We start from the raw sequence: 23096 nt of genomic DNA, 5'->3' as shown, positions 1-23096 counted from the left end.
CATTCGTTCGAATACGGGGTCCACGTTAGGAGGCCCCTCGGGGCGCGTATTGAAGAAACGCGCCACGTTAGCCTGACCTGATGGAACGTCCCCTGCCCGGCGGCACGCGCGGCATCCTCCGGCCGCGGAGGGGCCTGGAGCGCTTCCAGATCGAGCGGATCCCGCCGCGGGCGGCCCTCGCCCCGTTCGTCGCCCACTTCTGGGTGCTGCGCTGGGATCTACGGGGCCGGCCGCCGCACCGCCAGCGGGTGCTCACCCGGCCGTCGGTCCATATGACCTTCACCAGTTACCTGACCGGGGGCGCGACACGGGCCAGGATCGTCGGCGTGGTGAGGGACGACTTCACCGAGGAGATCCACGACGAGGGGCGCGTGATCGGCGCGGCCTTCCGCCCGGGCGGATTCCGCCCCTTCACGGACGCGGCGGTCGCCACGCTGACCGGCCGTTTCGCCGGGGTGGAGGAGGTGTTCGGCACGGACGGCACCGCGCTCGCCGCCGAGATCTTCGCGCGTCCCGACGCGGCCGAGGCCGTCGGCCTGCTGGAGGCGTTCCTGGCCGGACGCGGGCCCGCGCCGGATCCGTCCGCCGAGCGGGCCGCCGCGATCGTCGAGCGGATCGCGGGCCGCCCCGGCCTGGCCCGGGTGGACGAGCTGGCCGCGGAGGTCGGGCTCAGCCCGCGCAGCCTGCAGCGCCTCTTCCACGAGTACGTGGGCATCGGGCCGAAGTGGGTGATCCGGCGGTTCCGGATGCAGGAGGCCGCCGAGCGCGCCGCGTCCGGGACGGACGTGGACTGGGCGGAGCTGGCCGCCGAACTCGGCTACGCCGACCAGGCGCACTTCGTCCGCGACATCACCGCCTCCGTCGGTACGCCGCCGGCGAGATACGCGCGCGAGACCGGGCCTGGCAGTATCGGGGGATGACCGCCACCTCCCGCGGCCCGCTCGACGACCTCACGGCGTTCCGGGCCCTCGCCGCGGAACGGCTCGGCTCCTTCGAGCACACGACCGTCCCGGACGCGCCCGGCCTGCGCCGCGCCGGAGTCGTGCTGTGCGCGGTGGACCACGGCGGCGTCCCCTCGATCATCGTCATCAAGCGCGCCTACCGGGGGCGCAACGCCGGCCAGTGGGGGCTGCCCGGCGGACGCCTGGAGGACGGCGAGACGCCCGAGGCGGCGGCGCTGCGGGAGCTGCACGAGGAGATCGGGCTGACCGCCGGACCCGGCGACGTCCTCGGCAGGCTCGACGACTTCCCCGCCGCCTCCGGCTTCGCGATCACGCCGATCGTGGTGGCGCTGGACGATCCGGGCACCCTAGCTCCGAGCGCGGACGAGGTGCACTCCGTCCACCACACCAGCCTGCGCAAGCTCGCCGCCGACGACACCCCGAAGTGGGTGCCGCAGCCGGGCGGCGGGCGCCTGCTGCAGATGTTGCTGGGTCCGCACTCGCGCGTCCACGCCCCGACCGGCGCGATGCTGTGGCAGTTCCGCGAGGTCGTCCTGCTCGGGCGGCAGGTCAGGGTCGCCGACTTCCTCCAGCCCGACTGGACGCGCCACTGAGCGTCAGAACGTCCCGCCGTCCACGACGATGCGCTGCCCGGTCACGTAGGACGCGGCGTCGGAGACGAGGAACCGCACCACGTCGGCGACCTCCTCGGGGGTGCACACGTGGCCGTAAGGGGACGAGGCGTCCGCCTGCCGGATGTCCTCGATGCCGGCGGTGGCGCGGACCAGCCGCCGTCCCATCTCCGTGTCGACCAGGCCGGGCGCGACGATGTTGACGTGCATGCCGTTGCCGCGCTCCTCCTTGGCGAGGACCTGGGCGAGCGCCTCCATCGCCGCCTTGCCCATCGCGTAGGGGCCGCCGTGCGCCCCCATGAGGTCGGTGGCCACGCTGGACACGAACACGACGTCGCTGCGCTCCGCCTGCCGCAGCAGCGGCAGCAGCGCCTGGCTGAGGTGGTGGGGGCCGAACGCGTGCACCCGCATGACCCGCTCCAGCTCGGCGGGATCGGTGTCGGCCACGCTGTTCCCGCGGCTGGCGATCCCGGCGCTGTGCACGAGGACGTCCAGGGCGCCCAGCTCGGACTCCACGCGGGCGGCGAGGTCGCGGCACTGCCCGAGGTCGTCGACCGAGGCGCGGAAGGCGTGCCCGCGCGCCCCGGCGGCCTCGATGTCGCCGACCGTCTTGCGCGCGGCCTCCTCGTCGCGGCGGTAGGCGATGGCGACCCGCGCTCCCCCGGCGGCCAGGGCCAGGGCGATGGCCCGGCCGATCCCGCGGCTTCCTCCGGTGACCAGGGCCGTACGGCCGGCGAGAGAACTCAACGGACACTCCTTCGTCGGGGGCTGCTCACAGCGCTCCTATACTGCACGCTCCCGGAATCCCTGCCGTAAGCGTCCCCTGACGCAGGTCATCAGGCGGGCGTGGCCTCGATGACGTGGTAGGCCGCGGGAGGCAGCGGACCGGTCAGCGCGACGACCGCGAACCCGGCGCCGTCCAGCAGGTCCCGGTACTCGGCCTCGGTGCGCTCCCGCCCGCCGGTCGCCACCAGCATGTTGAGGTCGTTGCGCACGATGCCCGCCGACTCCGGCGCGACGATCTCCGGCATCATCTGCTCCAGCAGGATCAGCCGGGCGTCCGGGCGCATCGCCGCCCGGACGTTCCGCAGGATCGCGGCTGCCTTTGCGTCGTGCCAGTCATGAATGACGCTCTTGAGGACGTAGGCGTCCGCACCGCCGGGGACCGACGCGAAGAAGTCGCCCGGGACGATCTCCGCCCGGTCGGCGACGTCGGCCAGGGTGCCCGGTGCGGCGGCGAGCCCGGCGGGGAGGTCGAACAGGACGCCCCGCAGGCCGGGATAAGCGCGCAGGATCGCGGCCAGCAGCGTCCCGTCGCCCCCGCCGAGGTCGGCGACCGTCCCGTAGCGGCCGAAGTCGTGGGCGTCGATGACGCCGGGCGCGACGTCGAGAGTGTGCTCGGCCATGGCCCGGTTGAACGTCTCCGACAGCTCGGCGCCAGATGCGAAGAACTCGAAGGGCGTCCTGCCGGTGACCCGTTCCCAGGCGTACTCCCCCGTGCGCAGCGTCTCGGTCAGGTCACCCCACGTCCGCCATACCTCGGGGCCGCAGAACAGCCTGATCAGCGACCGGATCGAGTCGGGGGCGTCGGCGCGCAGGCGGCGCCCCTCGGCGGTCAGCGAGAACAGGTCGCGGTCGCGCTGCTCCACGACTCCGAGACCGGTGAGCCCGCGGAGCAGGCGGTGCAGGGACGGTGCGTGCGCACCGGTCTCCTTCGCCAGCTCGGTGCTCGACATCGGCCTGCCGTCGGTGAAGGCGTCCGCCAGCCCGATCTCGGCCGCGGCGTGGATGATCTGCGCCGGCATGAATCCGAAGGCCAGGTCCATCAGCGGTGATCTCGGCATCGTCGGCTCCCTTCGGTTCCGCTTCCCTTGCCGTCCGCACGTTACGAGGCCGCCTCGGGCGAGGTCTTGGACGAATGCAACCTCCCGGACAGGTCGCTGTTACCTGATCGTGATCTCTGCTAACACGATAGACATTTCCGGTTTATCTAACTATTTGAGACTGGCGGCTCGTGCTCCCGAGCGAAAAGGAGCTTCCCGTGAGACGCACGGGGATCACCGCCAGCGCACTCAGCATCAGCGCACTCACCGCCGCCCTCACCGGGACGGCCCTGCTCGCCCCCGCCGCCGACGCCGCTCCGCCGCCCCCGCCAGACGGAAGCACCGCGTCCCAGCACCTCGCCGCCCTCACCGTCGCCGCCGAAGGATCCGGCGACGGCTACTCCAGGGACAAGTTCCCGCACTGGATCGACCAGGGCGACAGCTGCAACACCCGCGAGGTCGTCCTCAAGCGGGACGGCGACAACGTCGGGACCGGCTCGGACTGCTATCCGACGTCCGGTTCCTGGACCAGCCCGTACGACGGGGCCGCCTGGACCCAGCCGTCCGACCTCGACATCGACCACATGGTCCCGCTCGCCGAGGCGTGGCGGTCGGGGGCCTCCTCCTGGACGACGTCCCGCCGCCAGGAGTTCGCCAACGACCTGTCCAGCTCGCAACTGTGGGCGGTCACCGACAACGTCAACCAGGCCAAGGGGGACAAGGACCCGGCCGAGTGGACGCCGCCGCTGGCCTCGTTCCACTGCATGTACGCCAGGTCGTGGATCGACGTGAAGTACCGCTACGGCCTCACGGTCGACTCCGCGGAGAAGTCGGCGCTCACCGGCCTGCTCGGCACCTGCTGAGGCGACGCCCCCGCTCCCGGCGGGTCCGCGGCGCGCCAGCGGACCCGCCGGTCTCCGCCGCCGGCCGGACAGGCGTCAGCCGGACGACCGTCAGCCGGACAGGGCCCGCAGCCAGGTCGCGGCGATCCCGAGGTGCTCGTCGGTCAGGCCGGTCATCGGGTCGACCTCCACGAGCAGGTGCTCGGCGACGCCGGGCTCCCCCGCGATGCAGTCGGTGGCGTCCGGCTCGTCCTCGAACCAGACGAACGGCCTGCCCTCCGCCCACTCGGCCACGTGGCGCGCCTTCCACGCCCCGAGCGTGCGGCCCATCCGGATTCCCGGGAACTGCGGGATCGGCACGAAGGGCAGCTCCGGCAGCCCGACCCGCGGGGCGATCCACTCGTTGGCGTTGTCGCACCAGTAGCTCGCCCAGGCCAGCTCCGCGCCCGTGGACTCGGCGAGGTCGAGCAGCGCCTGGCCGTGCCCGGGGTTCAGCCACAGCGAGAACGGCATCCCGTTCGGCGAGCACCGGTGCCGCTGGAACCCGCGATGAGGCCTCTCAAAGGGATTGAGCACCCCGTCGACATCAAGAAGAACCACCGGCGACCCCATACACCGGACCGTACGGCATCCAGGCCCTCCCGTCGAAGGTCATCGCGGCGCGGCCGTCATAGGTCGCCGCCGAGCGGGCATCGACCCCGCATGTGCCGACTGTTCGGACTGACCACCGGCGGGCCCCGCGTCCGCGCCACGTTCTGGCTGCTGGACGCCCCCGACAGTCTCCGCTCCCAGTCCCGCCGCATGCCCGACGGGACGGGGCTCGGCTGGTTCTCGCTGGGCGAGGAGCCGGTCCGCGACCGGGCGCCCATCGCCGCCTTCCGGGACGCCGACTTCAACTCCGAGGCGCGGTACGTCGCCTCGCACACCTTCGTCTCCCACGTCCGGTACGCCTCGACCGGGGCGCCGGACGTCCGCAACTCCCACCCGTTCGTCATGGACGACCGGCTGTTCGCCCACAACGGGGTCGTGCGCGGCCTCGACGTCCTCGGCTCCTGGCTCACGGACGCGGAGCGGGCGATGGCGCGGGGGCACACCGACTCCGAACTCGTGTTCGCCTACATCACCGCGCAGATCCGGCGGCACGGGGACACGCGGGCCGGGCTCATCGCGGCCGTCGGCCGCATCGCCGCCGAGCTGCCCGTCTTCGCGCTGAACCTCCTGCTGGCCGAGTCCGGGCGGCTGTGGGCGCTGCGTTACCCCGACACCCACGAGCTGTGGGTGCTCGCCCCCGAGCTCACCGAACCCGGCGCCGCCCGGCACATGTCCTCCGGCCGCGAGCCGGGCCGCATCGACGTCACGGCCCACCGGGAGGCGTGCGCGGCCTGGATCGTCGCGAGCGAGCGCATGGACGACGACCCGGACTGGCGGCTCCTCGATCCCGGCGAGCTGCTCATGCTGGACGGGCGGCAGGCGTCCTCGCACTTCCCCTTCGGCACGCCCGCGCACCCGCTGACCACCGCCGACCTGTCGGCGGCGGAGTCGGTGTCCCAGACATGATCGGCTTCGCCGCCCCCGCCGTATAGTGGACGGCCGAGGACCGAGGAGCCCGGATGCCGCGAGAACTCACGCTGATGGCCGTGCACGCCCACCCCGACGACGAGGTGCTGAGCACGGGCGGGATCCTCGCCCGCTACGCCGCCGAGGGCGTCCGCACCGTTCTTGTGACGTGCACCAACGGCGAGCAGGGCGACGGCCCCGGCGGCGTGAAGCCCACCGAGCCGGGGCACGACGCCGCGCAGGTCGCGCGGCGGCGGCTCGCCGAGCTCCGCGAGTCCGCCGGCCTGCTCGACATCGGCCACCTGGAGCTGCTCGGCTACCCCGACTCCGGTATGCCGGGCTGGCCGGCCAACGACGACCCGGCGGCCTTCGCGAACGTCCCGCTGGACGAGCCGGCCGGGCGGCTCGCCGAGCTGATGGAGCGTTACCGCCCCCAGGTCGTCGTCACCTACGACGAGAACGGCGGCTACGGCCACCCGGACCACATCCAGGCCCACCGCGTCGCGGTCGCCGCCACCGAGCGGTCCGGCATCCCCGACAAGCTGTACTACACGGCCATCCCCCGGTCCGCGAGCAGGCAGATGTTCCAGGCCGTCCGGGACGCCGGTGTCGACCTCGGTTTCGACCCGCCCGACGACTTCGGCACCCCCGACGAGCTGATCACCAGCGTCCTGGACGTCGCCGCGCATTTCGACGCCAAGCGCAAGGCGCTGCTGGCCCACGCCAGCCAGGCCGAGAACATCTTCCTGCTGCGGCTGCCGGAGGAGACGCAGCGGATGGCGTTCTCCGCCGAGGCGTTCGTTCGCCACTACGACCGGGTCGAGGCGCCCGGCACGGAGGACGACCTGTTCGCGGGGCTCAGGTAGCGCGCTTGGCCCGGTAGTGGTCGAGAACGTCCTGGCGCAGCAGATAGCCGAACCCGGCCCGTTCGAGCCGCAGCGCCAGGGCCGCCTTGTCGGCGCCCAGGGCGGCGGCCGTGGCGCCCAGCCGCCAGTCGTGCTCCGCCAGCCGCTTGAGCAGGTAGCCGCGCTTGACCTGCGCTTCCGAGAGCCTGAACGTCTTCATGTAGGCGATGCGGCCGTCCTCGCCGGTGATGGTCTCGCCGATGTGGTTCTCCCTGCGCAGCGCGAACGAGGGCAGCCACCGGGAGAGTTCGAAGCCGTGGAGGTACTGCACCACCTGCCGCGTCCCCTCCTCGTCGAAGAGCTGCCCGGCCATGACCCCGTCATGGAAGGCGGCCCACTCCTCCTGGCGCAGCGTCACCGCCGTCCGCAGGTCGTCCAGCGAGCGGATGCCCGCGTAGTCGATGGGCGCGGACAGATCGCCGGCGGGCGCGCCCAGCAGGCCGTACATGTAGACCAGCTCGCCGAAGAGATCCTCGACCAGCGTGGGGTGCAGCGCCCGGTAGTCGTCGGGGTGCGGGACGACGAACGCGCTCGCCAGGGAGTCGGCGACGTACACCATCACGCCGCACTGCCCGGGATGGATCTCGAAGATCCTGAGCGCGTCCTCCAGGCCCCGGACCTCCCGCCCGAGGTAGGCCTCCTCGCTGCGGGGGGACAGGCCGTGCGCGACCGCCCGGCGCGACCATTCCTCCCACGCGATCTCCGGCCCGCCGAAGTGCAGCGCCAGGTAGCCCTCGACGGCCAGGTGCAGCGGGAGGAAACGCAGCCGGTCCTTGCCGGCCTTGCGCGCCATCCTCCGCGTGAACCGCACGGGCATTCGCGGCGGGGCCGCCGCGGTGTCGCGCTCCAGCAGGCGCGTCCCGTACGAGGCCGCCTGCGTCTGGTCGCCGTCGCTCCACGACGCCACGAAGGCGTGCGGGACGAACGAGACGTACACGGCGTCGCCCACGTCCACGACCGACACCGGCTCCGCGTACGCCTTCCGGTGCAGCCGCAGATGCGGGACGGGCTCCTCCCGGACGAGCGGGACGAGCCGCACGGAACCCCACACCTGCGCGGGCCTGGTCGCCAGCCCGTCCAGCCTGATCGTCATGCGCGCTCCCCGAGGAACCGGGCGACCCGGTCGTCCAGATGCGCCCGCAGCCCCGCCAGGCCGACCCGTCCCTCGGCGAACCGGGCGAGCTCGACCAGCGTGGGGAGGTCCTCGGCGTCCCGGATGCCCGCGGTCGGCACCGCCGGCGACAGCCGCCGCACGTCGAAGTCGTCCGCGTCGTACACCGGGTTCAGGTGCGCGATCATCACCCGCTGCCCCGGCGCGAGCCGGTGGCCGGGGTCGAGGCGCGTGCGCCAGATCCGCAGGACGTCCGCGGCGAGGCCGGGGGGCGCGTTGTCCCAGCCGTCGGAGATGATGAGGAGCCGCTCGGGGGCCGTCTCCAGGGCGTCGATGATCCGCTGCCCCAGCGGCGTCGGGCCGGAGGGGTACAACAGCAGCTCGTCGGTGCGACCCGACGTCCACAGCGGCCTGTAGTCCTTCGCGAGGGTCTCCAGCAGGTAGTGCGCGGCGAGCGCGACCGCCAGCGGGCGCCGCCGCTTCTGCCCCGACCCGAGCGAGGAGTAGCTGTCGTCCAGCACGGCCGTGACCCTGCCCCAGGAGCCGCGCGCGGCGCCCGCCACCCGCCGGGCGGCGGTCCGCAGCGCCCGGCTCAGCTCGGCCCGCCGTGCGGACCGCTCGTCCAGCGGCAGGGAGAGCACGTACGACGCGAGGCGCGTCAGCGGCATCTCTCCCAGATCGGTCCGCACGGCCGCCCCTCCGCTCGACTGCAGGCGCAGCCGCTCCAGCCGCGTCATCCGCGGCTCGATGCGCTCCAGGAACACCTCGCGCGGGATCCGGTGCTTGACCGCGAACCCCTCCGCGACCGTGTACGGCAGCTCGTAGATCGCCGCGTGCTCGTAGTGCGCCCGCCGCCACTGCTCGAAGATCGGCGTCTTGAACGCCTTGACGCTGAACGGCGCGAACAGGAAGTTGCGCTGCTCGCCGCGCAGCCGCAGATGCGCGTGCCGCGCCGCGTCCTTCACCGCGCCCCGGTACTTGACGGCGTCGAACTCCGGGTCCCGCCGCCCCGCCATCCAGTCGCGGATGATGACGCGCGTCCGCCGGTTGTTCACCCCGAGCCGCCGCAGCTCGCGGAAGAGCCGGTACACGCGCTGGGGCGGCAGCTCCTCCAGCCGCCGCGCGATCAGCCGTCCTTCCCCGCGCCGCCGCTCGACGTCCACGTCCCCCGCCCGGACCAGCAGGTTCCGCACGATGATCGCCGCGTTGTGGTCGTTGACGTCCAGCGCGAGGACGTCCGCGTACATGTCCCGGTAGTTCTCCAGCATGTACTCGTGCAGGAACTCAAGGCTGAGACGCTGCTCACCCGCATGGTGGTGGAACTCTCGCTGCCCGGTCGACGTGATCGCCGCGTTGACGAACATCAGCACGTCCTCGCACGCGACGAGATCCGCGAACGTCTCGCTCATCACTCCCCCGGGGTGGACGGGCGCCGGCCGGGGAAGGGGGGCGCGAACAGCGAAGCATCGCTTGAAGGGCGGGTTCCGGAAGTCACACCGAAGTCCCGCGGCCGGCTCCCGGAACCGTAACACCGCTCCCGGCGTGCCGACCTCCGAATTTCAGGGGCGGTACGTGCCGAAATACCACTCGTTGCCGTCGGGGTCGCGGGCGGCGTAGTCGCGGGAGCCGTAGTCCTGGTCGGTGAGCTCGCGGAAGATCTCGGCGCCGGCGGCCTTCGCGCGGTCGTGGTGGGCGTCGGGGTCGTCGACGGCGACGTAGACGGCCGCCGGCGGCGTCTTGGCGGCCCCGAGCATGACCAGGCCGGTGTCGTAGCGCATCTCGGCGTGGACGATCGTGCCCTGGTCGTCCTTGTGGACGCCGGCGGTCTCGAAGCCGAACGCCTTCTCCAGCCATTCGAGCGTCCGGGCCGGGTCGGCGGCCCTGATCAGCGGATAGAAGGTGCGGCGGATCTCGCTCGTCATGTCGTCCTCCCTGGTTCTGGCATGCCCAGTCTGCGGGGAGGGCGACCGTCCGTCTTGGACGAATGTGACCTCAGCGGCGGGCGGCGTCGCGTTCGGCGGCGAGGCGCCGGGTCTCGGCGGAGACGGGGGCGCCGAGGATCGCGGCGACGACGTCGATCAGGTAGCTGGTGAACAGGCGGTCGTCGGTGCGGGGGCCGGAGCGGGCGCGGCGGGACAGCTCGATCGAGGCGTACAGGATGGCCGTGAAGCGGCGGTGCAGCCTGGCCGCGTCCTCTTCGAGAAGGGGCTCGACCAGGGTGCGCCAGCGGCACAGGCTGTCGGGCGCCCGCTGGGAGTCCGCCCCGGGGGTGTCGTCGAGGACGGCCAGGGGGACGAGCGGGTTCGGGCGGTTGACGACGTCCGCCCAGATCTGGAGGTAGGCGCGGCCCGACTCGCCGGTGAGCCGGGCCGCCATGGGGCGGACCAGGGCGGCGGCGAGGGGGCGGACGCCCGGCTCGCCGTCCTCGTAGGCGTCGAGCAGGGCGTGCCGGCGGGCCTCCACCTCGGGCGCGTGCCGGGCGAAGATCGCGCGGATGATCCCGGCGCGGTCCCCGAAGTGGTACTGGACGGCCGTGGCGTTGCGGGCGCCGGCCTCCTGCACGATCTCGCGGAGGCTGACGGCGTCCACGCCGCGGGCGGCGTAGAGCGCCTCGGCGGCGTCGAGCAGCCTCTCCCGCGTGTCACTCATTGCCGATCGCGTGCTCCAGGGCCTCGGCGAACCGCTCCCGGGCCGCCGCCCGGCGGGTGGGCAGGTGGCCGGACGGCCACAGGCCCTCGACGGGCTCGACGCCGCGCAGCAGCTGCCGGGCCAGGGTGATCTTGTGGACCTCGGTGGGGCCGTCGGCGATGCCCATCGCCTCCGCCCCCATCATCATGGCGGCGAACGGCATCTCGTTCGAGACGCCGAGGGCGCCGTGCAGGTGCATCGCGCGCTGGACGACGTCGTGGTACACCTTCGGCATCGCGGCCTTGACGGCGGCGATGTCCTTGCGGACCTTCTTGTAGTCCTTGTGCTTGTCGATGAGCCAGGCGGTGCGCAGGACGAGCAGCCGGAACTGCTCGATCTCGATCCAGCTGTCGGCGATCTTCTCCTGGGTCATCTGCATCTTGGCCAGCGGCCCGAACCGCGTCTGCCGGGACACCGCGCGCTCGCACATCATGTCGAACGCCTTGCGGACCTGCGCGATCGTCCGCATGGCGTGGTGGATGCGCCCGCCGCCGAGCCGGGTCTGCGCGATGGCGAACGCGCCGCCCTCGTCGCCGAGGAGGTTCTCGGCCGGGACGCGGACGTTCTCATAGCGCAGGTAGCCGTGCGACCCTTCGCGCTCGCCGCCGACGCCCACGTTCCGGACGGTGGTCAGGCCCGGCGCGTCGGCCGGCACGATGAACATGGACATGCCCTCGTAAGCGGACACATCCGGGTTCGTCACGGCCATCACGATGAGGAACGTGGCGTGGCGGGCGTTGGAGGAGAACCACTTCTCCCCGTTGATGACCCAGCCGTCCCCGTCGCGGGTGGCGCGGGTGGTGAACAGGGTCGGGTCGGCTCCCCCGTGCGGCTCGGTCATCGAGTAGGACGAGGAGATCTCCCCGTCCAGGAGGGGACGCAGGTAGCGCTCCTTCTGCCCCGGCGTGCCGAAGTGGGCGATGATCTCGGCGTTTCCGGAGTCGGGCGCCTGGCAGCCGAACACCGACGGCGCCCAGCGGGAGCGGCCGAGGATCTCGTTCAGCAGCGCCAGCTTCACCTGGCCGTACCCCTGGCCGCCGAGGTCGGGGCCGAGGTGGCACGCCCACAGGCCCTTGTCGCGGACCTCGTCCTGCAGCGGGCGGACGAGCCGCTTGTAGCGGGGATCGGTCTTGTCGTACGGGTCGCCGAGCACGAGGTCGAGGGGCTCGACCTCGTCCCGGACGAAGGCGTCCGCCCAGTCGAGGAGTTCCTGGTAGGCGAGGTCGGTCTCGAAGTCCCAAGCCATGGCGCGCTCCCGGGGTCGTGGAGCCTCGATAATGTATGCACTTGAGTAAGTAATGCAAGTGCATGACTGTTACCCTCCGGTCGGTCAGTGTCGGGAAGGGACCCGCCGTGCAGCCTGAGCAGATCGACCGCGCCCTCGTGGACTTCGGCGCCCTCGCCGGGTGGATGGACGGCCGGAACCTGCCGGGCGGGCCGTTCGAGAACGTCGAGGTGCTCACCGGCGGCACCCAGAACACCCTGGTCCGGTTCCGCCGCGGCGGCCGCGAGTACGTGCTCAGGCGCGGCCCGAGCCACCTGCGCCCGCGGACGAACGACGTCCTGCGCCGCGAGGCGCGCGTGCTCGCCGCCCTCGACGCGACCGACGTCCCCGCGCCGCACCTGGTCGCCGCCTGCCCGGACGAGTCCGTCATGGGCGGCGCGGTGTTCTACCTGATGAGCGTGGTCGAGGGCTTCAACGCCTCGGTGACCTTGCCGGAACGGCATGCCGCGGACGCGTCCGTCCGTCACGAGATGGGGTTGAACGCGGCCCGCGCGCTGGCGGCGCTGGGCGCGGTCGACCACGAGGCGGCCGGCCTGCAGGACTTCGGCAGGCCGGAGGGGTTCCTGGAGCGGCAGGTGGGCCGCTGGATGTCCGAACTCGATTCCTACAGCGCCCTGGACGGCTACCCGGGGCCGGACATCCCCGGCCTGGACGAGGTGGCCCGGTGGCTGGAGGAGCGCCGCCCGAGGACGTGGCGTCCCGGGATCCTGCACGGCGACTACCACCTGGCCAACCTGATGTACTCCCTCGACGGGCCCGAGGTCGCGGCGATCGTCGACTGGGAGATGTGCACGATCGGCGACCCGCTGCTGGACCTCGGCTGGCTGCTCGCGACCTGGCCCGACCGCGCCGACCAGAGCGCGGCGCTGGCCGGCCCCCTCGGCGCGGCCGGCGGGCTGCCCACCGCGGACGAGCTGGTCGCCGTCTACGCCGAGCGCGCGGACGCCGTCGCCGGACGCGACCTGCGCTCCATCACCTGGTACGCGGTGCTCGCGTGCTTCAAGCTCGGCATCGTCCTGGAAGGGACCCACGCCCGCGCGTTCGCCGGGAAGGCGCCCAAGGAGACCGGCGACCTCCTCCACGGCATCACGCTCGGGCTCTTCCACCGTGCCCGCGGTTTCATCGACTCGTAGGGCGCCTGCACTCCGCGCGGCCCCGCCGGGCCGGTGCGGTCGTTCCCCTTGACCCGGTTTCACACGGATGATCAAGAACTGGGAGGATGCGGGAGGAGGTGCGATGGAGATCCGAAAGGGCGGGCCTGACGACGCGCCCGTCATGATGGCGATGCTGGACGGCGCCGTGGAGTGGCTCGCCGCGAACGGCCGCACGGGGCAGTGGGGCAGCGAACCGTGGTCGCAGGATCCGCGGCGCGTGGAGCGCATCGCGGGCATCGCCCGCGACGACGAGATCTGGGTGGCGGAGGTGGACGGGACCCCGGCCGGGGTCATGGCCGTGTCGCCGGGGCCGCCGCACTACGTCGACCCGATCGATGAGCCGGAGCTGTACATCACTCTGCTCGTGACGAATCGTGCGTTCGCCGGGCACGGTGTCGGCGGCGCCCTCATCTCCGAAGCCAAGGACGAGGCCCGCGCGAAGGGCGCCGCCCTGCTGCGCGTCGACTGCTACCGCGGCGGCGACGGCCGGCTCGTCGAGTACTACCGGGGCAAGGGCTTCGAGCCGGTCGCGGACTTCACCGTGGGCGAGTGGCCGGGGAAGCTGTTGTCCCAGCGTGTCGGCGGCTAACCCCTCCCCGCCTTGCAAAACCGGGCGGAGCGACGCAGCCTGGTAGGTGACGGTGAGAACGGGGCAGTCGGTGACGCCCTTACGCCGCACGGACGGCGACCGAGCCGCTCGCCCCGTTCCGCCGGTCCAAACCTCACGTCGGATTCCTGCCAGCGAGGCCGCCCGTCGCGGGGCAGGCTCAGGGCATGACCAGAGATTTCCGCTTCGGCGTGGTGGGCGAGTCGATCCGCTCGGGCGCCGAGCTGGCCGAGACCGCCCGCCGCGCGGAGGATCTCGGATACGACGTCCTGACGCTGCGGGACCACTTCGTCGCCGAACCCTTCGGCGAGCAGCTCGCGCCGATGGTGGCGCTGGCGTACGCCGCGTCCGCGACGAGCACGCTGCGGCTGGGCACGATGGTGCTCTCCAACGACTACCGGCACCCGGTGATGCTCGCCAAGGAGGCCGCCACCCTCGCCCACCTCTCGGGAGGACGGTTCGAGCTGGGCCTCGGAGCGGGCTGGCTGCGCGAGGAGTACGAGGCCGCCGGAATGGCGTTCGATCAGGCCGGCGTGAGGGTCGGGCGGCTGGAGGAGTCGCTGCGCATCCTGTGGAGCCTCCTCGGTGGTGAGAAGACCACCTTCGCGGGCGAGCACTACCGGATCGACGGCCTGACCGCCTTCCCGGTCCCCGCCGCGCGTCCGCCGTTCGTCGTCGGCGCCGGGAGCCGCCGCATGCTCGGCATCGCCGGACGGCACGCCGACACCGTCGGCATCCTTCCGCGCGCTCTCCCCGAGGGCGCCATCTCCGACGAGATCTCCGAACGCCTCCCCGACACGATCGCCCGCAAGGTCGGGTGGGTCCGGGAGGCGGCCGGCGGGCGGGACGTCGAGCTGAGCATGATCGTGGCGCCGACGTTCGGTCCCGATCCCCGGCGCGCCGCCGCCAAGGTCGCGGTCACCCGAGGCTGGGGCACCTCGTCGGCCGACCTCGTCCTCGGCATGCCGTCCCAGTTCGTCGGCCCGCCCGAGCACATCGCCGAGCAGATGCTCGCCCGCCGGGACCGCTTCGGCTTCACGTACTACCAGGTCTCCGACTCGGTCATGGAGGAGTTCGCCCCCGTCATCCCCCTGCTGGCCGGCTAGCCGGGGGCGGCGAAGCCCGCGTTCATGGCGAGGCTCAGTTCCGGTTCGGTGAGCCGGTCGCCGTCCAGCACGGTGACCATCCGGCCGTGCTGGAAGACGACGACGCGGTCGCACAGCTCGACAAGCTCCGCGAGGTCGCCGGCGGCGATGAGCACCACCTTTCGCGTCCAGCCACTTGGCGAGGACAACCTTCTGCTGGTTCCCGCCCGACAGATCGCCGGCGCGGTCGTGGACGTCCCCGCGGACCCTCAGCCTCGCCAGATGGCCGCGGGAACGTTCGACCAGGCGTGCGCGGCGGGGCATCGGCCCGCCGCGCACCTGTCCGAGCCAGCTGACGGACATGACGTTCTCCCAGAGCGTCTTGTCGAGCATCAGCCCGCCGCCCTTGCGGTCACCGAGATGTAGGCGACGCCTTTGGTGACGGCGTGCCTGGCGGAACGGGACGATCTCCCGTCCGGCAATCGGACGGAACCGGCCGACGGGCGCGCCCGGCCGCACACGGCGTCGAGGACGGCGAGATGCCCCGAGCCCTGCAACCCCGTCAGCCCGACGATCTCCCTGCCCTGCGCCGTCAGGGACACCTCGCGCAGCCGTCCCGGGACGGTGACGCCGTCGAGGGCGACCGCGAGCCCTCGCGCGGCCAGCCTCCGGGTGACGGCGGCGAGCCGGACGGCGGCGTCGCGGGGCAGCTCCGGCGGAGTAGAAACGGGGATTCCCCGGTGATCTTTTCGATACCGGGGAATCCCCCTTTTCCATGCACCGGCAGCCCTGTGCCGGGTCTGTGAGAGACCTCACGACCGTTATGTGCGCGGGCTCACATTCGCGCGGTGAGCCATTTCACGAACGGTTCGCTCGGCCTCCGGTCAGGAGGAGCCGAAAGGCCGCGGCTTGCCCTTCTTCCCGGCGCCGGAGCCCCAGGAGAGGACTTCCCACTTGACGCCCTTCAGGTGCCCCTCGCCGGTACCCGCGTTGTACTTGCTCTCCGGCTTCTTGCCGTCCAGCAGGTACCGGAAGGTGTAGGTGTCGAGGTCGAGCATCACACCGCGGTGCGACGGCTCGCCGGGACCGCGGTCGCCGACGAAGCCGGTGATGCTGCGGCCCTTGTAGGTGACCCGCACCTTGGTGAGCATCGGCCAGCTCGGGCTGGCGAACATGCCCTTCTGCATGGGCTTGCCGCTCGCGGGGGCACCGGTGTCGCCCCGCACGCCCGACCCGTCGTCCCAGAAGTAGGACGAGGTCGTCGTGCCGCTGAGCAGGGCCTTCGGACCCTTCTTCGCGGTGTTGCTGTCCTTGGCGACCGCGGGCTTCTCCGGGGCCTTGGCCGCGGGCTGCTTCTTCTCGGGGGCCTTCACGGGGGCCTTGAGGGCGTCCTGCCGGGGCGCCTTGTGCTCCTGCGCGGCGACGGCCCGCTCGGGCTTGAACTGCTTCTGGGGAGCGGAGTCGTCGCTGGCCGCTGCCACGCCGGCCACGAGCATGCCCGCGAGGGCGGTACCGGTCACGCCGGTCAGGACGACGTTGATCGCTCGCTGCTGCATGAAGATCCTTCGTTCGGGGTACAGGGCTGCCGGCCCGCCCTGGCATGCGCGCAGGTCACGCGCTGTTTCCGGGCATGAGGGGACCGGCTCCGAGACTCGACACTCGGGAGCTGCCGCCGCGATGAAGACCCCGCTTGGAACGATCCACAGGCAAGGTGGACCGCGCCCGCGGTCGATCGCGCCCGTCCGTGCTCGGACGTGCGTGTTCCACGGGCTTCGATGAAGCGGAGAGAATGCCGACCGAGGGCTCAGCGGCCCTTCTCGGCAGGCGGCCGGTGCATGGTACGGCCGCGTTCGGCACAGGGGATCCCGCCTGGCGGGCGGGAGCGACGGCTATGCGGTGGGCCCGGTCAACGGTTCTTTGACCCGGACCTGGGAGCGACTATATACGGCATTACCGTGCTTTCGCCAAACGGGCGATTTCTTTACCTTTGTCAAGGTAGATCTTTTAGCCGCCGACGGTACGAAAGCGCCTTTCGCATAGGGGCTGCGGCCCAGTCGGCCGGCGTCCGAGCGAGTGAAAAGGATCTTCCTGGTTCGGGAGATCGACAGGCGTCAAGGTAAAGAGGCGGCCCGTGACCGGGGCTCCGCGTCCGGCCGGTCGTCGCGCGGCGGGCCGCCGGCTCCCGGGCATGACCGTGGCCCGTACGGCGAGCGCCGCACGGGCCGAAGGACGTTCCGTCAGTGGGTCGGGTAGACCGACGGCACCAGGGGCGTCGGACCGGTCCCGCCGGTGAACACCGACGCGCCCTGCTGGGGCGGGATGTACGGTGACTCCGCGTAACCGGCGTCACCGTAGGCGGCGTCACCGTACGCGGGCTCCCCGTACGGCGCGGCGGCCGCGACGATGGGGCCCTGCGCCGCCGGGACGGCCTGGGCCACCTGCGGGGGGACGGGGGGCGGCACGGAGCCGTCGGCACGGCGCATCTCGCCGGTGGGCACACCGCCCGGATCGGCCCGCCGCTCGGCCAGCACGGCCATGAGCGCGCGGGCGGTGTCGGCGTCCATCCTCAGCAGGACGCTGGGCATCCCGGACTGATCGACGAACGGGGAGACCGAAGGCGGGGACGGGAGCTGCGGCAGTGCCGCCCGCATCTCCTCGCGGAGATCCTGGGCAAGCCGCAGCGCCTGTCGGTCGCTGTCGTTCAAGTGGGTCATCGCGATCTCCGGGGAGTTCACGTGCGGGGGTCCGGGGCAATCCTGCTAGGGATGGCGTGCAGGTGCAAGGGCTGATGCACGTGCATTTCAGAAAATATCGCCCCGTAACCCCCGCGCCCGTCGATCGTTCCGGATCGCTCCATGCCGCGCTTGCCGGGCGTCCAGAACGGCTTGACCAGCACGGATCTGCGCGGCCAGCCGCGTTCCCGCACGAGATGGGCGCGGACGGCCTGCACGGTGCGCGCCTCCCCGGCCTCGTTAGTCACGATATATCTCTACTTGCCCATGCTCCAGCGGTTCGGGAGCGCCGGGCCGGAGGGCCGAGCGCGACGACCGCCAGGCATGGCCGGACGCTGCGTCAGAGAGATGGTCGGCGGCATGCTTGAGGGATGACCGAAACCCTGAGTGTTCAGGCCCTCAACCGCGCCACCCTGGCGCGGCAGATGCTGCTCTCGCGAGAGCCGGTTCCGGTGGCCGAGGCGGTGGGACGTCTGTGCGGCATGCAGGCACAGGAGCCCAAGCCACCGTTTCTCGGCCTCTGGACGCGCTTGGAGGGTTTCCAGGCGACAGACCTGCACTCCGCGTTCCACGACCGGTCGATCGTGCGCGCCACGATGATGCGCGCCACGCTGCACCTGGTGACCGCGGCCGACTACACGGCGTTCCGCACGGCACTCCAACCGATGCTGGACGGTGCATTGCGCGTGCTGGGCGATCGCGCCAAAGGGTTGGACCTGGGGAAGGTCGTCCCGGCCGCACGTTCGCTCATGCAAGAAGCACCACTGACGTTCAACGAGGTGCGTGCGTCGCTGCAGGAGATCTTCCCGGACGTCAATGACCGGGCGCTCGGCTACGCCGTCCGGCTCTGCGTGCCGCTGGTCATGGTTCCGACGCAGGACAGGTGGGGCTTCCCTCGCACGGCCCAGTTCACCTTGGCCGACTCGTGGTTGGGATCCGTCCCGGCAGTGGAGCCCGCGGTGGAGGAACTGATGCTGCGTTACCTGGCCGCCTATGGCCCCGGCTCCGCCGCCGACGCGCAGGCGTGGTCCGGTCTGCAATCGGCTGGTGAAGCCCTGGAGCGGCTGCGTCCACGCCTCCGTGTCTTCGCCGACGACAAGGGCCGGGAGCTGTTCGACCTGCCCGACGCGCCACGTCCCGCCGAGGACGTCCCGGCGCCGGCCCGGTTCCTGCCTGAATTCGACAGCCTCGTGCTCGCGCACGCCGACCGCAGGCGCATCATCGCCGACGAACACCGCCCGATGCTCACGACCAAGAACCTGCGCGTGCGCGCCGTTTTCCTGTGGGACGGCTCGGCCCGGGGCATCTGGGAGACGGAGTACAAGCGCAAGGTCGCGACCCTGCGGATGCGTCCGTTCGAAGCCCTCCCCCAAACGGCCCTCGACGAGTTGACCGCTGAGGGCGAGGGGCTGCTGCGCTTCCTGGAGCCGGATGCGAAGGACACCGTCGTCGCCATCGAGGCCTGACGGCCCGTCAGGCGATGGTCCGTCCCAGCCCCTCCCTGTAGGGCGCGCGGAGGTCCTTCTTGAGGATCTTGCCGCTGGGGTTGCGGGGCAGAGCGTCCACGAAGTCGACCGACCGGGGACGCTTGAACCCGGCCAGGCGCTCGCGCGCGTACGCGAGCACCTCGTCCTCGCTCAGCACCGCCCCGGGCGCGAGCACCACGACGGCCTTGACGGTCTCGCCCCAGCGCTCGTCCGGGACTGCGATCACCGCGACGTCCGCGATGGCGGGATGGGCGGCGAGCACCTCCTCGACCTCGATCGGGTACACGTTCTCCGCACCCGTGACGATCATGTCCTTGATCCGGTCGGTGAGGAAGAGGTACCCGTCGGCGTCGACGTACCCGGCGTCGCCCGTGCGGAGCCAGCCGTCCGCCGCCAGGAGCCGCTCCGTCTCCTCCGGGCGCTTCCAGTAGCCGGGCGTGTTCTGCGGGGACCTCGTGAGCACCTCGCCGACCTCCCCGGTCGCGCGCTCGGCGTCGCCGCCCGGCTCGACGATCTTGATCTCGACCCAGGTGTAGGGGCGTCCGGCCGAGCGCATCAGGTGGGAGCGCGGTCCCTCGGGGTCGTGGTCCTCGGGATCGAGCTGGACGATGGCGCCGGTCGTCTCCGTCATGCCGTAGAGCTGGAAGAGCGGCGCGTTGAAGGTGTGCAGGGCGCGGCGCAGCACCTCCGAAGTGATCGGGGACGCGCCGTAGGTGATCGCGCGGAGCGCCGAGTAGTCACGTGCGTCCGCGCCCGGGACCTGGCAGACACGACCCGGTACTCCACCCCGGCCCCTTTCCGAACCACATTCGGTTGCGTGCCGCGACCCTGACTCGCGCTGCACGGCGGACGAAAGCGCCGTCACTGCACGACAGGGGAACATCACGCAGTGAGCGTGGACAACTTCGAATAGTGATCAATCCGATATGTTCACTGATTGAAACATCCACCAATAGGGCGCAAGCTGTCCCAGACGTCAGGAATGCCCCGCCCGTTCCTTCCGACCGACCGCCGACAGGACACGACTGATGTTCGAGATCTGGGAGACGAGTGAGCCTGCGCGGCTCATCAGCGACGCGGGGAGCCTGAAGGTGGCGTTGGAGAAGGTCGACACGATGTGCCGCCTCAGGCACGACCAGGCCGTCGCCCACGTCGGCGAGGCCGGCGAGGGCTACCACTTCGAGATCAGGGACCACGAGGGCAAGGCCCTCGCGAGGCTGAGCTACGTCCCGGACACGTCCCGCGCCTACCAGAGCGTCGTCGTCGAGGAGATGCGCGGCGATCGCGACGGCTCCGGATAGGAACGTTCCCACCGGGCCCTCCCGGCTGCCTGGGCGGCCACCGCAGGCTCCGAGGCATCGCGGGCTCTCACCTTCACGGCCGCGTGGCGGCGTGTCATGTCATGCCCGGGTGGCAGGATGCGTCGTGCCCGTATGACCTCGACGGCGGGAGCGAGTAGTGCGCAAGGCGTGGCGGCGTGACCGGGCCCCGTCCGGGGACTCCTCCGCGACGTTCGCAGAAGATCTTTCCGCCGAGGCGGTACGGGCCCTCGCCCGCGGGGACGGCCCGCTCTTCCGGGCCCTCGTCGCTGAGCTCGCGGCACGTCCCGACCTGGCGACCACCAGGGACCGCGTCCTCGCGCGACGGCTGGATCAGAGCATCACCGACGCCTGGAAGCGCGGCTGGCAGCCGGCCGACGTGGTCCGCCTCGCGTCCCGCCGGCGCACGGCCAGGCACGCCCGCCTGGTCACCGACGCGATCGCCGGCGAGATGCGCGCCTACTCCGCCGCCACCGTCGACGACCGCTGGCAGGACCAGCTCGCCGCCCTCGGAGCCGAGGTGTGGTGGCCGGACGACGACGCCCATCCGAGCGCCTGGTGCGCCCGTGAAGAGGTCGACCGCTCGGCTTACATCGCGTGCGCACTCGAACTCGTCCACCTCCTGCAACACCTCCCGATGCTCCCGACCATCACTCCGCCTCCGGGGACGGACGGAGCGTCTCGGGCCCAGGCCACTGGTGGGCGCTCGGGCCGGCGGGAGGTCGATCAGCGGACGCTGGGGCGGGTCCGGGCGTTGCTTGCCAAAGCCGAGTCGACCGAGTTCCCCGAAGAAGCCGAGGCGCTCAGCGCGCGCGCCCAGGAACTGATGGCGCGGCACAGCATCGACCACGCGCTGCTGGCCGCCGAGACGGGCGATGCGGGCGGTCCGGACGGACGGCGGATCGCGGTGGACAATCCCTACGAAGCACCCAAGGCGGTCTTGCTGACGGTGGTGTCGGACGCGAACCGCTGCCGTGCGGTCTGGCATCGGGAGCTCGGGTTCTCCACGGTCCTCGGTTTCCCGGCCGATCTGGCGGCCGTGGAGATGCTGTTCACGTCGTTGCTGGTACAGGCGACGTCCGCCATGGTCCGCGCGGGTTCGCGGCGCGACGCGCGGGGGCGGTCACGAACGCGGTCGTTCCGCCACGCGTTCCTCAACGCCTATGCGGCCCGGATCGGGGAGCGGCTGAGAGAGGCCGCCGAGGGTGCGGCGGACAGGGCGGCCGCGGGCGCCGGCGGGAAGGATCTGCTTCCCATGCTGGCGGCGCGCGACCGGGCCGTCGATCAGGCCGTCGACACGATGTTCCCGGCTCTCGCCAAAGGGCGGGCGGGCACGGTCTCCAACTATGAGGGCTGGGTCGCCGGACGAGCGGCCGCCGACCTCGCCAGCCTGAACGGACGCTCCGAGGTCACCGGGGCGTTCCGCGGTTCCTAGCGCACGGGGTCCCCCCGGGGGGCGAGGGGGACGTCCGGTCATTGCGTTCTTCCTTGTCTCGCTGGGGGTTCGGGAGCCAGTCAGTCCTTCTTGCGCCGGGTATTGCCACCCCGGCCGCGGAGCGGCACGCCCGCCTCCTTCAGAACGTTGTAGATGAACCCGTACGAGCGGCCGGTCTCGGCCGCGAGGTCGCGGATGCTCTCGCCGGCCGCGTAGCGCGGTGCAAGCTCCGCGGCGAGACGCGTGCGTTCGGCACCGGTGACACGGGTGCCCCTCGACAGTGTTCGAGCCACGGGGACCTCCTGATTCCAAGGCTGGGCAGCGGGGCCCGTCCCCGCAGCTCACAGCAGTGTTGATCTCCCCAACGTACACATTCCCCCCGAATGCACCGTCGATGCCGCGCGAATCACCGCGAATTCGGCCGAAGCTGGTCTTTTCCGTGGTGAACGGCGTGTCGGAGCTAGACAGACGTGTCCCCGACCGCCGACGGTCGGCCGTTCCGCAGGACCACCGGTTCCAGCGGCGCCCGGACCGGAACCGGTTCCCCCTCAGGGCCGCGCAGCTCCATCACCGTCACAGCCGGCGAGACGGAGCCAGGCACTCCGTGATCCGCCGCCTCTCCCACGGCGGTCGCCTGGGAGGCGGCCTCGCGGACGGACAGATCCGAGCGGCGCAGCGGGTACCGGAGAGGGTCGAGCGGGAACAGCGAAGTTTCGGCCAGCCCGTCCACGACCAGCAGCTCACCGGGCTCCAGGAGGCGCCATCCGGGCTGGTCGTCCATCGGCTCGCTGGCGACGACGACGGCCGGGACATCGGCCTCCCCGGCCCCGCTCACACCGCCCTGCCGGTGCGACAGGACCCACAGCTCGTTGCTCTCGGGATAGCGCAGGGCCCAGAGACGTCCCGCCTCGGCGACCAGGAGGTTGAGCGCGAACACCGGGACCTCCGCGGCGATGCGGCGCACCGCCTCGATGATCCCGGCCGTCGTGTCGCCCCGGCGCCGGATCTCGGCGGTCACGCAGGCGAACACCAGTTCCGAGTCGGTCTCCCCGGAGATGTGGGCGCGCTCGACGTCCGTCAGCCACGACTTGAGCGTGTCCAGGCCCTTGACGACGCCGTTATGGGCGAAGAGGCGGTCGTTCATCACGAACGGGTGGCAGTTGTGCACCGTCAGCCCGCCCACCGAGGCGTCACGGACATGCGACACGAACGTATGGGACGGGACGTTGCGGGCGTGCAGATCGAAGTCGGCGTTCTCGAAGGCGGCGAGCGGCGCCCGGTCGCGCACGGGCTCGCCGCCGAGCGAGAACCACCCGAGGCCCGCCCCGTGCTGCATCCGATGGCTCTGCGCGCGCAGGCTCCGGGGCGCGTCCAGCAGCCAGTGGGCCGCCCTGACCCGCGGCCCGCCGGTACTCATCCCGAAAAGTCGGCACATATCGTCGCCTCTCAGTGATCTTAACTCCAGGTGACCGGGATTTTACCGAACGTTGCCG

At 71.7% G+C, this 23096-nt stretch carries 27 protein-coding genes; 11 read left to right on the top strand and 16 right to left on the bottom strand.

Annotated elements, in window-relative coordinates:
- Window positions 1-80: 80 nt before the first annotated feature.
- Both ABGB11_RS32065 and ABGB11_RS32060 read left to right on the top strand, forming a co-directional pair.
- On the top strand, window positions 81-920 hold the full coding sequence (locus ABGB11_RS32065; RefSeq protein WP_347639000.1) for a helix-turn-helix domain-containing protein: 840 nt from the start codon (window positions 81-83) through the stop codon (window positions 918-920).
- Window positions 917-1555 (top strand): CoA pyrophosphatase, encoded by a 639-nt coding sequence (locus ABGB11_RS32060; protein WP_347638998.1) that lies wholly within the window; start codon window positions 917-919, stop codon window positions 1553-1555. The genes ABGB11_RS32065 and ABGB11_RS32060 overlap by 4 nt, the downstream gene beginning before the upstream one ends.
- A gap of 3 nt (window positions 1556-1558) precedes the next feature.
- On the opposite strand, the gene ABGB11_RS32055 is transcribed toward ABGB11_RS32060, so the two are convergent.
- A complete protein-coding gene (locus ABGB11_RS32055) occupies window positions 1559-2320 on the bottom strand; it encodes an SDR family oxidoreductase (protein ID WP_347638996.1) in 762 nt (253 codons plus the stop codon).
- Window positions 2321-2409: 89 nt separating this feature from the next.
- Window positions 2410-3417 (bottom strand): methyltransferase, encoded by a 1008-nt coding sequence (locus ABGB11_RS32050; RefSeq protein ID WP_347638994.1) that lies wholly within the window; start codon window positions 3415-3417, stop codon window positions 2410-2412.
- Window positions 3418-3614: 197 nt separating this feature from the next.
- Here ABGB11_RS32050 and ABGB11_RS32045 point away from each other — a divergent pair, with 197 nt between their 5' ends.
- The gene (locus ABGB11_RS32045) at window positions 3615-4259 is read left to right on the top strand and encodes an HNH endonuclease family protein (protein WP_347638992.1); all 645 of its coding nucleotides are present in this window, start codon (window positions 3615-3617) and stop codon (window positions 4257-4259) included.
- A gap of 90 nt (window positions 4260-4349) precedes the next feature.
- Here the strand turns inward: ABGB11_RS32045 and ABGB11_RS32040 are convergent, their stop codons facing one another.
- Entirely contained in the window at window positions 4350-4850 is a 501-nt protein-coding gene (locus tag ABGB11_RS32040) for an HAD domain-containing protein (protein ID WP_347638990.1), read from the bottom strand.
- A gap of 90 nt (window positions 4851-4940) precedes the next feature.
- Between ABGB11_RS32040 and ABGB11_RS32035 the strand changes: the two genes are divergently transcribed.
- Complete coding sequence (locus tag ABGB11_RS32035; RefSeq protein WP_347638988.1) at window positions 4941-5795, top strand: class II glutamine amidotransferase; 855 nt, start codon at window positions 4941-4943, stop codon at window positions 5793-5795.
- A 53-nt stretch (window positions 5796-5848) separates the two neighbouring features.
- Window positions 5849-6661 carry a PIG-L family deacetylase gene (locus ABGB11_RS32030; protein WP_347638986.1) on the top strand — a complete coding sequence of 271 codons (813 nt, stop codon included), beginning with the start codon at window positions 5849-5851 and terminating at the stop codon, window positions 6659-6661.
- On the opposite strand, the gene ABGB11_RS32025 is transcribed toward ABGB11_RS32030, so the two are convergent.
- The 5 genes from ABGB11_RS32025 to ABGB11_RS32005 all read right to left on the bottom strand — a co-directional run bounded on the left by ABGB11_RS32025 (window position 6654) and on the right by ABGB11_RS32005 (window position 11745).
- The gene (locus ABGB11_RS32025; protein WP_347638984.1) at window positions 6654-7793 is read right to left on the bottom strand and encodes a hypothetical protein; all 1140 of its coding nucleotides are present in this window, start codon (window positions 7791-7793) and stop codon (window positions 6654-6656) included. The genes ABGB11_RS32030 and ABGB11_RS32025 overlap by 8 nt on opposite strands.
- On the bottom strand, window positions 7790-9220 hold the full coding sequence (locus ABGB11_RS32020; protein WP_347638982.1) for a hypothetical protein: 1431 nt from the start codon (window positions 9218-9220) through the stop codon (window positions 7790-7792). The genes ABGB11_RS32025 and ABGB11_RS32020 overlap by 4 nt, the downstream gene beginning before the upstream one ends.
- 150 nt (window positions 9221-9370) lie before the next feature.
- The gene (locus ABGB11_RS32015; protein WP_347638980.1) at window positions 9371-9733 is read right to left on the bottom strand and encodes a VOC family protein; all 363 of its coding nucleotides are present in this window, start codon (window positions 9731-9733) and stop codon (window positions 9371-9373) included.
- A 70-nt stretch (window positions 9734-9803) separates the two neighbouring features.
- Window positions 9804-10460, bottom strand: coding sequence for a helix-turn-helix domain-containing protein (locus ABGB11_RS32010; protein WP_347638978.1), 657 nt, complete (start codon window positions 10458-10460; stop codon window positions 9804-9806).
- Window positions 10453-11745: an acyl-CoA dehydrogenase family protein gene (locus ABGB11_RS32005; RefSeq protein ID WP_347638976.1), complete on the bottom strand. Its 1293-nt coding sequence runs from the start codon at window positions 11743-11745 to the stop codon at window positions 10453-10455. The genes ABGB11_RS32010 and ABGB11_RS32005 overlap by 8 nt, the downstream gene beginning before the upstream one ends.
- 107 nt (window positions 11746-11852) lie before the next feature.
- Here ABGB11_RS32005 and ABGB11_RS32000 point away from each other — a divergent pair, with 107 nt between their 5' ends.
- From ABGB11_RS32000 to ABGB11_RS31990, 3 genes are all read left to right on the top strand, one after another.
- Window positions 11853-12917, top strand: a complete 1065-nt coding sequence (locus tag ABGB11_RS32000) for a phosphotransferase family protein (RefSeq protein ID WP_347638974.1) — start codon at window positions 11853-11855, stop codon at window positions 12915-12917.
- A 103-nt stretch (window positions 12918-13020) separates the two neighbouring features.
- Window positions 13021-13527 carry a GNAT family N-acetyltransferase gene (locus ABGB11_RS31995; RefSeq protein ID WP_347638972.1) on the top strand — a complete coding sequence of 169 codons (507 nt, stop codon included), beginning with the start codon at window positions 13021-13023 and terminating at the stop codon, window positions 13525-13527.
- A gap of 185 nt (window positions 13528-13712) precedes the next feature.
- Complete coding sequence (locus ABGB11_RS31990; protein ID WP_347638970.1) at window positions 13713-14651, top strand: TIGR03621 family F420-dependent LLM class oxidoreductase; 939 nt, start codon at window positions 13713-13715, stop codon at window positions 14649-14651.
- Here the strand turns inward: ABGB11_RS31990 and ABGB11_RS31985 are convergent.
- The 5 genes from ABGB11_RS31985 to ABGB11_RS31965 form a co-directional block, all read right to left on the bottom strand.
- Entirely contained in the window at window positions 14648-14809 is a 162-nt protein-coding gene (locus tag ABGB11_RS31985; protein ID WP_347638968.1) for a hypothetical protein, read from the bottom strand. The two genes, ABGB11_RS31990 and ABGB11_RS31985, sit on opposite strands and share 4 nt — an antisense overlap.
- Before the next feature lie 213 nt (window positions 14810-15022).
- Window positions 15023-15232, bottom strand: a complete 210-nt coding sequence (locus tag ABGB11_RS31980; RefSeq protein ID WP_347638966.1) for a hypothetical protein — start codon at window positions 15230-15232, stop codon at window positions 15023-15025.
- A gap of 282 nt (window positions 15233-15514) precedes the next feature.
- Window positions 15515-16186, bottom strand: coding sequence for a hypothetical protein (locus ABGB11_RS31975; RefSeq protein WP_347638964.1), 672 nt, complete (start codon window positions 16184-16186; stop codon window positions 15515-15517).
- Window positions 16187-16867: 681 nt separating this feature from the next.
- Window positions 16868-17344, bottom strand: coding sequence for a hypothetical protein (locus ABGB11_RS31970; protein WP_347638962.1), 477 nt, complete (start codon window positions 17342-17344; stop codon window positions 16868-16870).
- A gap of 17 nt (window positions 17345-17361) precedes the next feature.
- Window positions 17362-17610, bottom strand: coding sequence for an SIP domain-containing protein (locus ABGB11_RS31965; RefSeq protein WP_347638960.1), 249 nt, complete (start codon window positions 17608-17610; stop codon window positions 17362-17364).
- Between the two features lie 123 nt (window positions 17611-17733).
- On the opposite strand from ABGB11_RS31965, the gene ABGB11_RS31960 reads away from it, so the two are divergent.
- Entirely contained in the window at window positions 17734-18828 is a 1095-nt protein-coding gene (locus ABGB11_RS31960) for a winged helix DNA-binding domain-containing protein (protein WP_347638958.1), read from the top strand.
- 7 nt (window positions 18829-18835) lie between these two features.
- Here ABGB11_RS31960 and ABGB11_RS31955 read toward each other — a convergent pair whose 3' ends face one another.
- A complete protein-coding gene (locus tag ABGB11_RS31955; RefSeq protein WP_347639033.1) occupies window positions 18836-19732 on the bottom strand; it encodes an AMP-binding protein in 897 nt (298 codons plus the stop codon).
- 145 nt (window positions 19733-19877) lie between these two features.
- Here ABGB11_RS31955 and ABGB11_RS31950 point away from each other — a divergent pair, with 145 nt between their 5' ends.
- Together ABGB11_RS31950 and ABGB11_RS31945 are read left to right on the top strand one after the other, a co-directional pair.
- On the top strand, window positions 19878-20150 hold the full coding sequence (locus ABGB11_RS31950; RefSeq protein WP_021594885.1) for a hypothetical protein: 273 nt from the start codon (window positions 19878-19880) through the stop codon (window positions 20148-20150).
- Window positions 20151-20307: 157 nt separating this feature from the next.
- Window positions 20308-21603 carry a DUF2786 domain-containing protein gene (locus tag ABGB11_RS31945; protein ID WP_347638956.1) on the top strand — a complete coding sequence of 432 codons (1296 nt, stop codon included), beginning with the start codon at window positions 20308-20310 and terminating at the stop codon, window positions 21601-21603.
- An 80-nt stretch (window positions 21604-21683) separates the two neighbouring features.
- Here ABGB11_RS31945 and ABGB11_RS31940 read toward each other — a convergent pair whose 3' ends face one another.
- Window positions 21684-21896 carry a helix-turn-helix domain-containing protein gene (locus ABGB11_RS31940; protein WP_021594883.1) on the bottom strand — a complete coding sequence of 71 codons (213 nt, stop codon included), beginning with the start codon at window positions 21894-21896 and terminating at the stop codon, window positions 21684-21686.
- 167 nt (window positions 21897-22063) lie between these two features.
- On the bottom strand, window positions 22064-23038 hold the full coding sequence (locus ABGB11_RS31935; protein WP_347638953.1) for a class II glutamine amidotransferase: 975 nt from the start codon (window positions 23036-23038) through the stop codon (window positions 22064-22066).
- Window positions 23039-23096 lie beyond the last annotated feature (58 nt).

Origin of the sequence: Actinomadura sp. B10D3, from assembly GCF_039871695.1 — a bacterium.
Classification (GTDB): Bacteria; Actinomycetota; Actinomycetes; order Streptosporangiales; family Streptosporangiaceae; genus Spirillospora; species Spirillospora madurae.
The sequence above is the reverse complement of the archived record's forward strand: the minus strand, read 5'-3'. Positions and strand labels throughout refer to the sequence as shown.